Origin of the sequence: Cytobacillus gottheilii, assembly GCF_018582665.1 — a bacterium.
In the GTDB taxonomy this organism is placed as follows: domain Bacteria; phylum Bacillota; class Bacilli; order Bacillales; family Cytobacillaceae; genus Cytobacillus; species Cytobacillus gottheilii.
In genome coordinates, this window is record NZ_CP071709.1 from 2,137,038 (window position 1) to 2,149,251 (window position 12,214).

Genomic DNA, 12,214 nt, shown 5'->3' on the forward strand with positions numbered 1-12,214 from the left:
AATGAAGCGTGTTTTTTTAGGTATATTGGTGATCATGGTAATCCTTTTAGGGATATATTTTTTGACTACCAATGCATAGCTGCTTCTTTAAGTAAAGGGGGACCAGTCCTCTAATAAGAGAAATCTTGCTTATGATAGAAACGAGGCGTTATAGTGCAATTGGCATATTAAAATTTGGGTGGGAATGAGCTTGGAAGATAAAATAACAAATTTATTTAAAAGAATTCCAAAAGTTGAACAAGGTCAAAGGGTTGTTCTAGGAATAGATGGATTAAGTCGTTCTGGTAAAACATCAATAGTAAGAAACATCGAACAGCATATACAAGAAAAAAATATCCTGGCTTGTGTTTTGCATATGGACGATTACATTGTTGATAGAGATAAACGTTATAACACTGGTTATGAAGAGTGGCATGAGTATTACAATTTACAATGGGATGTAGAATGGCTGAAAGAGAAGTTATTCAAAAAACTTAAAGATGCTAGTGAACTACAATTATTAACTTATGACAATAGTTCTGATTCGCAAAAATTACATACGGTTAAAATACCTGATACTTGTCTAATTATAATCGAAGGAGTTTTTTTACAAAGAAAAGAGTGGAAAAACTATTTCGATTTTATGATTTATCTGAATTGTTCAAGAGAAGAGAGGTTCAATCGTGAAAATGTCGATACACAAAATAAAATTGAGAAGTTTCAAAAGAGATACTGGAAAGCTGAAGATTATTATATGGAAACAGTTTCGCCAATCGAACTAGCTGATTTAGTTATAAATAATTAAGATTTAGAATGAATAAATGCTTTTGAAGACTGACATTGAATTTGAGTAATCAAAGAAATAGAGTTTCCGTTAATTTAAATATAATTAAAGTTTAACAGAGACAGAATTACTGACTTTGAAAAAAATCTCTCCTTCAAAATTTAAATTCCTGTTTTTTCCATAACAATCTTTACTTTTTAAAAAACCTTATGTTAAAATTATAATAATATTCTGATTTTTATTTTTGCGGAGGGTGATGTATTGAACTTCAAATACATATTTGTTTTCCTTGCAGTATTTGTCCTATATTATATTATCACCTCTAAGGTTTTAAATTATTTCTTTTTTGCACCAACCGCAATATTTAACATTATAATATCGATAGCAATTTTTATTATTTTATTAGTATTAACGAAAATAACTGTTGATAAAATATTTGAGTGAATTTTACACAACTCATTTCATGTATTACTGAATATTTAAAGTACTTTGAATGTACAAGATTCAAAGACTCTTGGATCAATTCCTGGAAAAGCCGCAAGTTTCTTAGTGTGATTAAAACGCTACATTTCCTCGATTTCAGAAATAGTCGCTCCCCGATTTTTCATCTATTCCGAAAATGGATTGTTTGCCCACTCTAGGTGAACTGCTTCTACAGATCTCATTTATTTTCTTTGTGATGGTCTTTTTTCCTGCTTTTAAAACGTCTGATGACCTAGGAAATGTTTGAAGAGTGAGTAATGACATATCAGAGTATAAGTCACCAAAAACCCCTACATAAAATTTCAACCTGAAGCAGGGTGCACGTGCACCGGACTATAGAGGAACGGAGTTTGGCAACCCACTTGTTATTTTGAAAATACCAAGCAGAGATTCAAATGTTTCTATATTGGATCAATCAATAAAAGCTGGAACAAAACATGAAAAAGTGATCATAAGGTTGGAACTTACCGGGCACTATTGGATTACCTAATAATGAACATTATTTTTAGATTCTTTTAATATAAATGAATATTTACTCATTTATCTGTATAATAATTTATAAAGGGAGGGAAAGTGGTGAAGAGAAATAAGTTAATATTTTTGATCATAGCTTTTATAATCTTTGTTTTTTTTGCATATGATTTTTTAAAAGGTAGGCATATAAGTGAACAATATTTATATGAAGGGAAAAGTGAAAATTGGAAAGTTTCATCTACTTTTACTAGTAAAGGCCATGTGAATTACCAAAGTAAAATAATAATAGAATACATCGGTAAAGATAACAGCATAATTGATGTTAATACCTGGTCATTAGAAGGAACTGGTTATGGTATTGGTGGAGGAGAACAAACCTTAAAAGATAATAAAATAATTAAAACTAGTGACTACGAAGACTTCCAATTTAAACAGTCAGATCAACAATCTTTTTCAATCGAATGGTTAGATGAAGATGAGGAATTTAAGTTATATCAAAAAAATAGTAATAAAAATTCACTCGTATCTCATTCTATGTTCACTTATTCCGAATAAATTTTAATAGTAGCGCAATTATTAAAACAATTAAGTATGTAGTTACAAACGATAGGATAAAGTTAAGCCTTGAGAATTTATAATCAATATCATGATCTAAGAAATCTGTTTGAAGGCCAAAATAATTAGGAAAACCCTTTATATCAATTATATCGTATGCACCTGAACTAATTAGGTCTTGCTCTATGTATCTGAATGGTAGTCCGAATTTCGCGTTTTCTGCCTCTTCAGGTGACTCGATATAGCTAGGAAAGAATATTGAAATGAATACAAAAGATAAACTTAGGAAAGGAATAACAATTACAAAAATTAATATTTTTTTAATCACTGATTTACCTCCTAAACTCATTGCAACCAAGTTATTAAATTTAACATTGTGAAAAATCACCTAAAAATAATGTAGTATAAAACTAATAAAAAAGTCTATTAGGATTCAATGAATGTTATTATTTATTAGTTGAGAGGGGATAATGAGACATCATAAAGAATTAATTTTAAGTGACCTATTCATTTGTCTTGCTTTTTGTGTATTGTAGTTTTTATTCTTCCATCTGGTATACAGTAGGTTACTAGATATATTATTAATAATCCTTATCTAAATCTTGGACTTTTATTAATGAATATCTTCATCTATACCATATTCTTCTTTTTTACTCATAAAGTTCTCAGTATTTAAAGGGCCAGTTACTTTCCCACTTTCTATTTTGATAATCCAAAAACTCTTGCTTTCTTTACCTTTTGCTGCTTTGCAATAATATATTCTTCATTCCATCCAACCTCTATGACTTCAGCAGGGACAACATCAGCACCCCAAAGATTCTCATCTATTTTAGGTGCAATTGTGACATTGTTAGCTGATGTTCTAATAATTGAATGTTTGCCTGGTAAATCTATTTTATAATCAGATGCTCCAGCGCAACCTCCTAAAAACAAAGTTAAGAAAATGAAGAAAAATTTAAAGTTTCTATTAGTATACATATAATCTCACTATCTTTCTTTTTTATAAATTTAACATTTATTTCATGTTTTTCAAGTTACTTTCCTTTTTTTTAGATGAAACATTCTATAAATCATATGTAATATTTTTATAACTTTCCTTCCTTAATCCAAGACGAAATCCGATAACTGCCAAATAAGGAGACGAATAAGAGTAATAATAACGTAATAAACCAAATTGTTAGTCTGCCAACTTCCTCTAATTCTTTGATATTGCTAAATACAAAGAAGGAGCTGGCAATAAACATAAAGTAACAAATCACATTTGGTATGATCCAGATGATTCTTAATTTATTATTCTTCAATTAGACACCCCTTATATATATCAACTATTGTACATTGATTAATAATACTTATTCATCCTCATAATCATCATCGTTTTCTTCTTCTGAGGCCGACACGATAAACTCCTTCAAAGTAGAAGCATATTTTTCATGTGTTGCATCTTCATGAGACCAAAGGTAAATAGCATCACCCATGATTCCTTGGTTCACTATAAAACATAATTTATCTCCGGATCCGTCTTCCCCGATTGTAATGAGTTCTTTGGGCATAAATTCTTCTCGAACTTCTGTATTCTGTCGTACAACATCATCCCAAGTCTTCTTTGGATTTTGCTGGTCTTTAATAGGATAAAGTATCCAATCGCCTATTTCTGCATTGTTGACTAATTTGAAAAGTTCTTTGTATTGAACAGGAAAAATGGCACCTAATTTCTCTTCGGCTTCTTTAATACTCATTTCATTAACTCCCAATTTGCGCGTTTGAATTAGTTTTCTAACATCTTCCATTTTATCATCTCCTCTTTATGTGTTTATAACTAGAATAGTAAGTGTTCTAGGACATTAAAAAAATGAAAACAAATGCTTTTCGAATTTAAATGTAACTAACTTTTATTAGAAATATCAAGGCTATCAATTGTATGTCAAATAAATCTTGTTTTTTCATTCCGAAGTACAATTGCTTTTTTAAATTCCATTTCCATGCTATAAATAGTTTATAGGGAAATTATACCATAAATGAATTCCTCAATTAATTAATACAATTAAGACAATCTATGTTTGAATAATCTTAAGATCTAGAAGTTTGAACATCCATATAAAATTGAGCAAAAAACATTGCTGTGAATCTATGACTGATATGATCAATCAACTTGAAAATTCATTTGATTGTCCTGATAAATTAATGTTTTATTCTTCTAAATTTGATGAATACATAATAATAATCCACGATGGAGGGGATTCATTTATAGAAATTTCCTTCTGTCCTTGGTGCGGAGTAAAACTATCAATGTCAAAAAGAGTTCGAGACCCTTGAAAAATTGGTTATGATGACCCGATTGAACAGGATATTCCAAAAGCATTCAATTCTGATCAATGGTATAACAAGTAGCCTCTATTATAGGAACTTTTTCAAAAGCACTTATGTCATTAATAATTGGGTTTATACATAATCGGTTCTACTCTACACTGAATAACAAATTTGATAAATCACACTTTTTTCTTAAGAGGTTTTTCAAGAAAGACACAAAGTTAACCATGTTCAGATATGGGGAAGATCTGAGTGAGTATGGAGATAGCTGCTCTTTAAGTTGATCTTAGATTATTAGAGAGGATATATAGTGCGGCAAATTATTTCTTGTCGAGAGTAAAACTTTCCTTCTTGTCATTCCATTCTATTGTCATGATTATTTCTGTATCTTTCGTTATCTTTGCATTGGTTGGATTACTCTCACTTTTGTCACTAAGAGTTCCACTTGCACTTAATGTGGCTCCATTCCTGAAAAAATTCCCAACACTTTCTACAACATAATTAATATCTCCAACACTATCTACATCTTCCCCAACATACCTTAATGCAAGTTCTTGTGTCTCAAAGTTGTTGCTTGTTTGTATAACCTTTAGTTCAGCAGACCAATTATCAGTTTCACCCGAATAAATATATGTCTCGGAGCTGCAAGCTGTTAAGAATAATAACAAAATAGCGAACAGAATGCCTGTTTTTTTATTCATAAGATAGTCACCCCTTCTTTAAATTGGAAAATTCTGATATTATTATAATATATATAATCACTTAATGATAGCTATTACAAAATATCCATAAAAAAGATCTAGAATTGACATAGTGGGGGAAATAATGTATGAAAACAAAAAATATTATCATCGTCCTGTCTGTATTACTAAATCTTACGTTAGGAATTCTTTTCTATATTGAGGCGCAAAGATTAGGTCCTGTTGATGTCGGTTTTGATTTCAAAGAAGCAGTTAGAATGGAACGTTATGCTGATGCAAGGAATCTTATGACTGAGGAAAGAATAGATGCAATACCGGAAGATACATTAAAGAAAGTTAATGAAATGATGAGTTCTGGAACAAGCTTCAAAACCTATCAATTATTAGAATTCACTAATGGAGAAATGGTTTTGTTAAACTTAACACCAAATAAAGAATATGAGATTCAGAATGTTACCATTGTTCCGGATGAAATGAAGTCGGTGTTTAGCGAGTTATAATGTAATAAAAAGTATACTTACGAAAACTCTATAATATCGTTTTTTGTACCTGGGAAAATATTTAGGTGTGACAAATATCTAATATTATCCTTGTTCCTACTTTAAGAATTGTCTCAAGGAGATTTAAACATAACAAAATTTTAGTAGAAAAAAGAGAACAAATTCAATTATATTTGCTTGGTTGTAACTTGAATCAGCAAAAGCAGGAGTTCCAAGTTAGCTTAGGGTAGTAAAGAGAAAAGAGGAGGCCAAAAAGTGAAACGGTATGAATACATGGTAGAAAATATTCAAATTCAATTAAGAAACGGTACTAACTTTGAAGATATCATAACTGAGAAGCTGAATACTCTGGGCAGAGAAGGATGGGAACTTGCTGGTGTGAATGGGACTGTTTATTACTTTAAAAGAGAAATCTAGAGATAGCACTCTTGTTAACTAAAATTGCTTTAACTCTATGTTAAAAGAATAATGTTTTCTGCAGCTGCCATCCTTTCTTTGGCGGCTCTTTATTATGCAAAATTATGGATATTTCTGTTATAATCAAGATAATTGAATATTTAGCAAATATGTGTAAACGGCTATTTTTATGATGGAGAATTTCTGCATTTGTCTACAAGGAAGAATGCTGTTCCGCATGGCTCTAAATATGGAAGTCCATAGATAGAATGGTTAAGTTGATTGATATAGTATTTCATTTCTTATTTAGAAAGCGGTGATGGCAATGTTGAAAGCTTTTTTATTATGATAGGAATTTTTTTATCGATCGCTTTAATAAAGCTGAAAACGATAAAAAAAGAAATGAAAAATAATCCTAGTAAGCTTCTATTTGAACTTCTGATTGTTTTTTGCTTTATCACTTTTTGGGTAAGTGTCTCTGTAGATTATTATTTACTTTCCATTATTAGTGCCATCTTTATATTTTTACTTTTAGTTAAGAGAATTATTAGGCTTTGGTCTACTGATCGGAAGGGCGCTTTAATCATGATCATCCTATTTATTGTCGTATTGTTATCGCTCTATCGCTTAGTAAATCTCCAGTCTGCAGTAAGTTAGACTCATTCAAACACGTTAAGAGAAAGGAAACAGATGAAACAACTGATTTTCAGAAAAATTGTGAGGTGTGTCGAGATGAAAGACCAAGAAGAAACAGTGGAACAAAAAAGAGAGCGGTTAAGACAGCAGGAAATGCAGCGCAATCCAACTGGTATCATGAACGATTCTATAAATAGTGCATACAGTGGGAATCTCCATGAATTAGTTAGAAGCTTAGGGTGGAAGGGTGCAGGAATTCTGTTACTTGTTGTTGTAATGGCTTTAATCATTGTAACATTCATTTTATAGTCAGATATAAGATTAGCAGAGAAGTGAATTTTATAAATTTACACTGTACCATACCTTATAAATTTGGCCATCATAATCAGTATGAACAATATTTTCGGGAACACTAGCAAGATAAAATGCTAACGCAAAAGCAATTTTTTCGTCAGGTGTTTGATATCCATTTATTCCCTCAAGCATTAATTGATTTGATAACGAGTGCGCCCAAACTTCAGCTTCTCTTAGACTATCAAAAATAAAATCTTCCACTTTCCATCTAATTTCCATGGTTTGCCCTCTTTTCATTTGCAGATCTGTTTTTAATAATTGAGTGATTTATAAAAGGATCAACGAACATTTTTTAACAATACGTTCACTTGAATAAATAAATATCGTATTACATTTTCATTTAAGGAATCAACACTTTCTGTGCTGTTAAAAACCACTTTTATAATTAGGTAGAAAAGAAGGAGTGAAGAATGCGAGTATTTTTTTCTGTAATACTTATTTTGTTTGGCAGTTTCTTATTTGCTCTAACTGTGGATCAATTTGGCAAGGTTGGTAATTTAATTATGAATGGTATTGGGCTTATTTGTGTAGCTGGCCCAGTATATTATATTAAGGCGAGAAGGAAAAAGAAATGAAATTTAGCATGTTCTAGATTCACAAGGTAAGGAGGTATTTCTATGCAGCCTGTTAATTGGATAAGTGGAGGTTATAAAGAAGATCATATGATTTTTGATTCTGAGTATGAAGTCGAGGAATGGGTCGATTCTTTGTATTCTGATATGGTACCTTACTTGGCGAATAACATCAATATTGGCTACGCGACACCGGATCAGAAGGTGGTAAAATCTTTAGAAAATCATTTACCTTCTTGGGCCACTTTTAATGAAGTAAACATTCAAATACATAGTGAAAAAGTAAATGTAGACGGGAAGGTTATCTATAAAGTATGGACACAGCAGCTCTCATAATTAATTGCAAAGCAATGTAAATTATTAATCTACTGGAGGTGCGATATAAATGAAACAAATCATCGCCCTTGGAGGCGGCGGATTCTCTATGGAACCGGATAATCCACTCTTAGATTCTTACATATTGAATCAATCAAATAAATCGAAACCTAAAATCTGTTTCGTTCCGACAGCCAGTGGTGACTCTGACAGATATACTTCAAGATTTTATCAGTTTTTTGAACAAATGAATTGTGAACCCTCTCATCTTTCCTTATTTAAACCGCCCACTAGGGATTTAGCAGGTTTTTTACTGGAAAAAGATATTATTTATGTTGGCGGCGGTAATACAAAAAACTTATTGGCCTTATGGAAAGAATGGGGATTGGATTTGGTTATGAAAGAAGCTTGGGAACAAGGAATCATCTTAGCTGGAATTAGTGCAGGCTCCATCTGCTGGTTTGAAGAAGGCGTTACGGATTCCTATGGAGACGGACTGGAACCGTTGGCGTGTCTCGGTTTTTTACAGGGAAGTAATTGTCCGCATTATGATGGAGAAGCAGAAAGAAGACCGTCTTATCATCAGCTTATTTCAGCTGCCAAAATTAAACCGGGAGTTGCTGCTGATGATGGCGTTGCACTTCATTATATAGGACAGGAATTTACGAAGATTGTGAGTTCAAGAGCTAGTGCAAAGGCTTATGCAGTAGAATTTCCATTAAAAGAAACAGAATTGCAGACAGAATTTCTTGGTTCAACTTAAGGTGTAATTCGGTAACGGTTTGTTTTCTGTACATAATATGTTGAGATCCAGAGAAACAACAACTTTTCTAACTAGGTTTATGCTCTTCAATAGGAGGAGTTTATTCCCAAGTTATAGAAATAGTATCGTGGTGTTGGAAAAGGGGAGAACGTGTGAAAAAATGGCTTATAATTGCTGGCACAATAGGAATCATTTTACTTATAGTTACTATAGATAGTAAATTCTATTATCCTGCATTGCCCATTGATACGATGAGCAAAAAAGAAATCATAAATTCTTTACAGTCTAAAGATATGATAAAAATAGGCGCTGATCAAAAAAATGAATGGTATATGACTAAGAAGGACCAAGGAATGGCCAATGAAAAAATAAAGGATATGATTCAAGAGGAAGAATGGAAATTTCGCAATTACGACGGCAATGGTCTTTTCTTTGAAAAAAAGGATAAAACACTAATTGCTTCTACTCAAATGTGGACAGGGGATTATGTACTTGTAAATGTTCCTCTAGGCTGGAAACAGTAATCAGCTGTGTTGTAAATTTAGATAGTGTGGTGTGGTACATATGGCTATTCAAAGCGCGGTTTACCCAGCATTTATTATGAAAAATAAAGAAGGTTATGGTGTTCATTTTCCGACATTGTATCCTGAGACGGGATGGAAGCATTATAAAAGCCTTGGCAAGACAAAAAAGGAAGCTATTCTTACCGCAAAAAAGGACTTAGCTTATTTTCTTGCGGGTATCGTTTATGATCATGAAGAGTTGCCTAGTAATGCTCCTATTCCTGCCGACTTAGTAACGGAGCAAATGGAACTTGTTTGGATCACTACTGTATATAGTGATTATGCGAAAGAGATAGAAGAACATCTGATTGGGCGTCATTGGCATATTGATTACAATCGAGATATGAATAGTGAATATAAAGCAGTTGCCTATAAGAACGAGCTAGGGGAGTGGGAGGTAAGAATTGACTGTTATCTGCCTGTCGAGGAGCAAAAGCTGCTGCAAATTTGTCCTAGCTACCCTTTAATTTGTTTGGCAGCACGCCGAGCGGAGGCAGAAGAGAAGTTTGATCGTTTTGTGTTAAAAGTGGAAGAGATTCTTAATAAATAAAAAATACGCGAAAGGAGACTTTATGATGAAACTTGGAGCATTTTCTGTGAGTTTGAATGTTAAAGATATACATGTATCAAAGGAATTTTACGAAGCATTGGGATTTAAAACTCTAGGTGGGGACATAAGTTAAAAATGGCTGATTATGAAAAATGAACATACTGTGATAGGGCTTTTTCAAGGAATGTTTGAAAAAAACCTTCTGACTTTTAATCCGGGCTGGGATGACAATGCTGAAAATCTCGAGCACTTTACAGATGTGCGTGAATTGCAAAAAGAATTGAAAGAAAAGGGAATAAAGGTTATAAAAGAAGCTGATGAATCAACAGAAGGACCTGCATTCATTACACTGGAAGACCCCGATGGGAACCCTATTTTAATTGATCAGCATCGATGAAAATTATGTATGATACATCATTGGGGGCATCGTAATTGAACTATTTTTTAAGATTAAATGTTGTGAGTGTCCTTTATGCATTTATGGTCTTTGTTCCTTTAGAACTTATGTTAAATGTTTATAGAATTAGCAGAATAACAAATTGGGAGATGTCTACGGTAACCACCTTGTCAGGCATCATAAGTCTTGTTGAGATCGTTGCGGGTACAATTCTTCTATATTTATTAACCAATAAGTGGCTGAATGGCCGAAAGGGAAATTATTGGACGGTCATCTTATGGGTGCCTTACTTTGTCCTTTTTGTATACAGTTTCGCTACTTTGTTTCCCGTAACGTATGGTGGAGATTATCCTAATCCTGGCTCTGGTCTAATAGCGATCGGAGGATTAATTCTATATCCGTTGTACATACTGCTTATTAATTTTGTTGGGATGTCAGGTGATGATGAATCGGTGAGTCATCCCGTATAAGAATGCTTCGCCCGAATTTAGATTTATTAGGGACGGTAAAGAAAAACGCTCCGAAATTTCTCTGAGCGTTTTGTCTTGTTATTAACCCTCTATTTCGCATTAACATCTGGCTGATGTATGCCAAATATGTTTCCTTCAGTGTCCTTATAATAACCCTGCCACGCCATTCCTGGTAGAGCATATTTAGGCAGTGCTGCTGTACCGCCTTGTTCAAGAATCTTTGCTTCTGTTTCATCATAATCGCCTACACCCATTGTGCAGGCAAACCCATTTAAAGGCTGATTTGCATCTGGCGCGGGACTTTTACGCTGCATCAAAGCGCCATTAATTCCAGGATATTCATCACTGCCAGTCACTGCGCCGAAATAAGGCATGCCAGCAAATTCGCTATAATCTTCAAACTTCCAGTCAAATACTTCTCCATAAAACTTTTTAGCGCGCTCCATGTCATCAACATGGATTTCAAAATGTATGATTCTGCCCATAATGACCTCCTGATTTTACATTAATAGTTTCAATAGCTTGTATTTTCAACATTTCTATAGGTTATTCCTTCTTCATTATGGAAAGGCTATAGAGGATTTATACAATTCTTGTAGAAACAAGATTCATTCAATGCATAATATAAAAAAATTAGATTACCTGCTAACCACCCTATAAAAAAAACCTATCAATAACCTCGCAAATGGAATCGTAACTGGCAGCAAAAAGATAGCATAAATCGGACCCCATACAAGTGTTCCTTCAATGTTGATGGATTCGATTCCGCCTCTTACGATCATTTCGCCAAAAATGGCACCGATCGTTCCGCTGAATAAGGATACAAGAAAGGCACATATAGCGCTGATCTGCCAAAGTTTTTTGTTTGACACATTTTTTTTATTATGAAAATATACGCTTAATATGGGAAAAGTAATAGAGAAGGGAATCAAGACAGAAAAATATAACCAGCTTTCACCCCAAAAGGACGTTACTCCACCAGCCATTGTCTGTCCAATCAGCATAAATAAGAATGCAGCAGCAATTGAAAAGACCACACCAAATATTAGACCTTTAAACACATTCATTGTTTTGATTCTAATCACAACCCTACCTTTTATTTGAAAAATAAGGAGATTAATCTTTTGCCAAAGAGCATTTAGACTCCCAGCCTTTACGATATAATTGTCATATAAATACCAGGAAAATACAATTAAATTCTAAAATTTATAAGATAATAACTATATAAATAGAGGATAAGGAGTGCGAACATAAAATTGAGTAAGAAAATATGAATTTTTTATCTATCGCAAAGCATAGTAAGGTCTTTGGTTATAAAATGATTACAGCCAAGGGTTTTTACCACCCTTGCCATCTTTTTTACCACTCTTCGCCAAGGAATTTACCAGGCTACGCCAACGTATTTACCAGTACGC

The 12,214-nt window shown here is 33.0% G+C and carries 19 protein-coding genes and 2 pseudogenes; 13 read left to right on the plus strand and 8 right to left on the minus strand.

The window, feature by feature from the left end; translation table 11 throughout:
- Positions 1–184: 184 nt before the first annotated feature.
- Together J1899_RS10580 and J1899_RS10585 are read left to right on the plus strand one after the other, a co-directional pair.
- Positions 185–784, plus strand: a complete 600-nt coding sequence (locus J1899_RS10580) for a kinase (protein ID WP_214478604.1) — start codon at positions 185–187, stop codon at positions 782–784.
- Positions 785–1,822: 1,038 nt separating this feature from the next.
- On the plus strand, positions 1,823–2,275 hold the full coding sequence (locus J1899_RS10585; RefSeq protein ID WP_066446087.1) for a hypothetical protein: 453 nt from the start codon (positions 1,823–1,825) through the stop codon (positions 2,273–2,275).
- Here J1899_RS10585 and J1899_RS10590 read toward each other — a convergent pair.
- From J1899_RS10590 to J1899_RS10605, 4 genes are all read right to left on the minus strand, one after another.
- Entirely contained in the window at positions 2,259–2,603 is a 345-nt protein-coding gene (locus tag J1899_RS10590; protein WP_214478605.1) for a hypothetical protein, read from the minus strand. The genes J1899_RS10585 and J1899_RS10590 overlap by 17 nt on opposite strands.
- A gap of 371 nt (positions 2,604–2,974) precedes the next feature.
- Positions 2,975–3,253: a DUF3997 domain-containing protein gene (locus J1899_RS10595; protein ID WP_214478606.1), complete on the minus strand. Its 279-nt coding sequence runs from the start codon at positions 3,251–3,253 to the stop codon at positions 2,975–2,977.
- Between the two features lie 107 nt (positions 3,254–3,360).
- Positions 3,361–3,576: a hypothetical protein gene (locus J1899_RS10600; RefSeq protein WP_214478607.1), complete on the minus strand. Its 216-nt coding sequence runs from the start codon at positions 3,574–3,576 to the stop codon at positions 3,361–3,363.
- Positions 3,577–3,624: 48 nt separating this feature from the next.
- Positions 3,625–4,062: an SMI1/KNR4 family protein gene (locus J1899_RS10605; RefSeq protein WP_214478608.1), complete on the minus strand. Its 438-nt coding sequence runs from the start codon at positions 4,060–4,062 to the stop codon at positions 3,625–3,627.
- 313 nt (positions 4,063–4,375) lie between these two features.
- Between J1899_RS10605 and J1899_RS22845 the strand changes: the two are divergent.
- Positions 4,376–4,663: pseudogene (locus J1899_RS22845) on the plus strand (DUF6980 family protein).
- A gap of 239 nt (positions 4,664–4,902) precedes the next feature.
- Here the strand turns inward: J1899_RS22845 and J1899_RS10610 are convergent.
- A complete protein-coding gene (locus J1899_RS10610; RefSeq protein WP_214478609.1) occupies positions 4,903–5,283 on the minus strand; it encodes a hypothetical protein in 381 nt (126 codons plus the stop codon).
- A gap of 128 nt (positions 5,284–5,411) precedes the next feature.
- Between J1899_RS10610 and J1899_RS10615 the strand changes: the two genes are divergently transcribed.
- From J1899_RS10615 to J1899_RS10625, 3 genes are all read left to right on the plus strand, one after another.
- Positions 5,412–5,783 carry a hypothetical protein gene (locus tag J1899_RS10615; RefSeq protein ID WP_066446074.1) on the plus strand — a complete coding sequence of 124 codons (372 nt, stop codon included), beginning with the start codon at positions 5,412–5,414 and terminating at the stop codon, positions 5,781–5,783.
- Between the two features lie 255 nt (positions 5,784–6,038).
- Entirely contained in the window at positions 6,039–6,200 is a 162-nt protein-coding gene (locus J1899_RS10620) for a hypothetical protein (protein ID WP_180320220.1), read from the plus strand.
- Positions 6,201–6,911: 711 nt separating this feature from the next.
- Complete coding sequence (locus J1899_RS10625; protein WP_214478610.1) at positions 6,912–7,124, plus strand: DUF6366 family protein; 213 nt, start codon at positions 6,912–6,914, stop codon at positions 7,122–7,124.
- A gap of 30 nt (positions 7,125–7,154) precedes the next feature.
- On the opposite strand, the gene J1899_RS10630 is transcribed toward J1899_RS10625, so the two are convergent.
- On the minus strand, positions 7,155–7,382 hold the full coding sequence (locus tag J1899_RS10630) for a hypothetical protein (protein ID WP_214478808.1): 228 nt from the start codon (positions 7,380–7,382) through the stop codon (positions 7,155–7,157).
- A gap of 197 nt (positions 7,383–7,579) precedes the next feature.
- Between J1899_RS10630 and J1899_RS10635 the strand changes: the two genes are divergently transcribed.
- From J1899_RS10635 to J1899_RS10665, 7 genes and pseudogenes are all read left to right on the plus strand, one after another.
- Positions 7,580–7,744 (plus strand): serine kinase, encoded by a 165-nt coding sequence (locus tag J1899_RS10635; protein ID WP_214478611.1) that lies wholly within the window; start codon positions 7,580–7,582, stop codon positions 7,742–7,744.
- A gap of 42 nt (positions 7,745–7,786) precedes the next feature.
- Complete coding sequence (locus J1899_RS10640) at positions 7,787–8,077, plus strand: hypothetical protein (RefSeq protein ID WP_214478612.1); 291 nt, start codon at positions 7,787–7,789, stop codon at positions 8,075–8,077.
- A 49-nt stretch (positions 8,078–8,126) separates the two neighbouring features.
- Entirely contained in the window at positions 8,127–8,819 is a 693-nt protein-coding gene (locus J1899_RS10645; protein WP_214478613.1) for a Type 1 glutamine amidotransferase-like domain-containing protein, read from the plus strand.
- Between the two features lie 152 nt (positions 8,820–8,971).
- Positions 8,972–9,343 (plus strand): hypothetical protein, encoded by a 372-nt coding sequence (locus tag J1899_RS10650; RefSeq protein WP_214478614.1) that lies wholly within the window; start codon positions 8,972–8,974, stop codon positions 9,341–9,343.
- Positions 9,344–9,383: 40 nt separating this feature from the next.
- Entirely contained in the window at positions 9,384–9,932 is a 549-nt protein-coding gene (locus J1899_RS10655; protein ID WP_214478615.1) for a type II toxin-antitoxin system HicB family antitoxin, read from the plus strand.
- 25 nt (positions 9,933–9,957) lie between these two features.
- Positions 9,958–10,329 (plus strand): annotated as a pseudogene (locus J1899_RS10660) (VOC family protein).
- A 35-nt stretch (positions 10,330–10,364) separates the two neighbouring features.
- Complete coding sequence (locus J1899_RS10665) at positions 10,365–10,799, plus strand: hypothetical protein (protein ID WP_214478616.1); 435 nt, start codon at positions 10,365–10,367, stop codon at positions 10,797–10,799.
- An 89-nt stretch (positions 10,800–10,888) separates the two neighbouring features.
- Here the strand turns inward: J1899_RS10665 and J1899_RS10670 are convergent, their stop codons facing one another.
- Together J1899_RS10670 and J1899_RS10675 are read right to left on the minus strand one after the other, a co-directional pair.
- Positions 10,889–11,284 (minus strand): VOC family protein, encoded by a 396-nt coding sequence (locus J1899_RS10670; protein ID WP_214478617.1) that lies wholly within the window; start codon positions 11,282–11,284, stop codon positions 10,889–10,891.
- A 153-nt stretch (positions 11,285–11,437) separates the two neighbouring features.
- Positions 11,438–11,884 carry a hypothetical protein gene (locus J1899_RS10675; RefSeq protein ID WP_246586636.1) on the minus strand — a complete coding sequence of 149 codons (447 nt, stop codon included), beginning with the start codon at positions 11,882–11,884 and terminating at the stop codon, positions 11,438–11,440.
- Between the last annotated feature and the right edge of the window lie 330 nt (positions 11,885–12,214).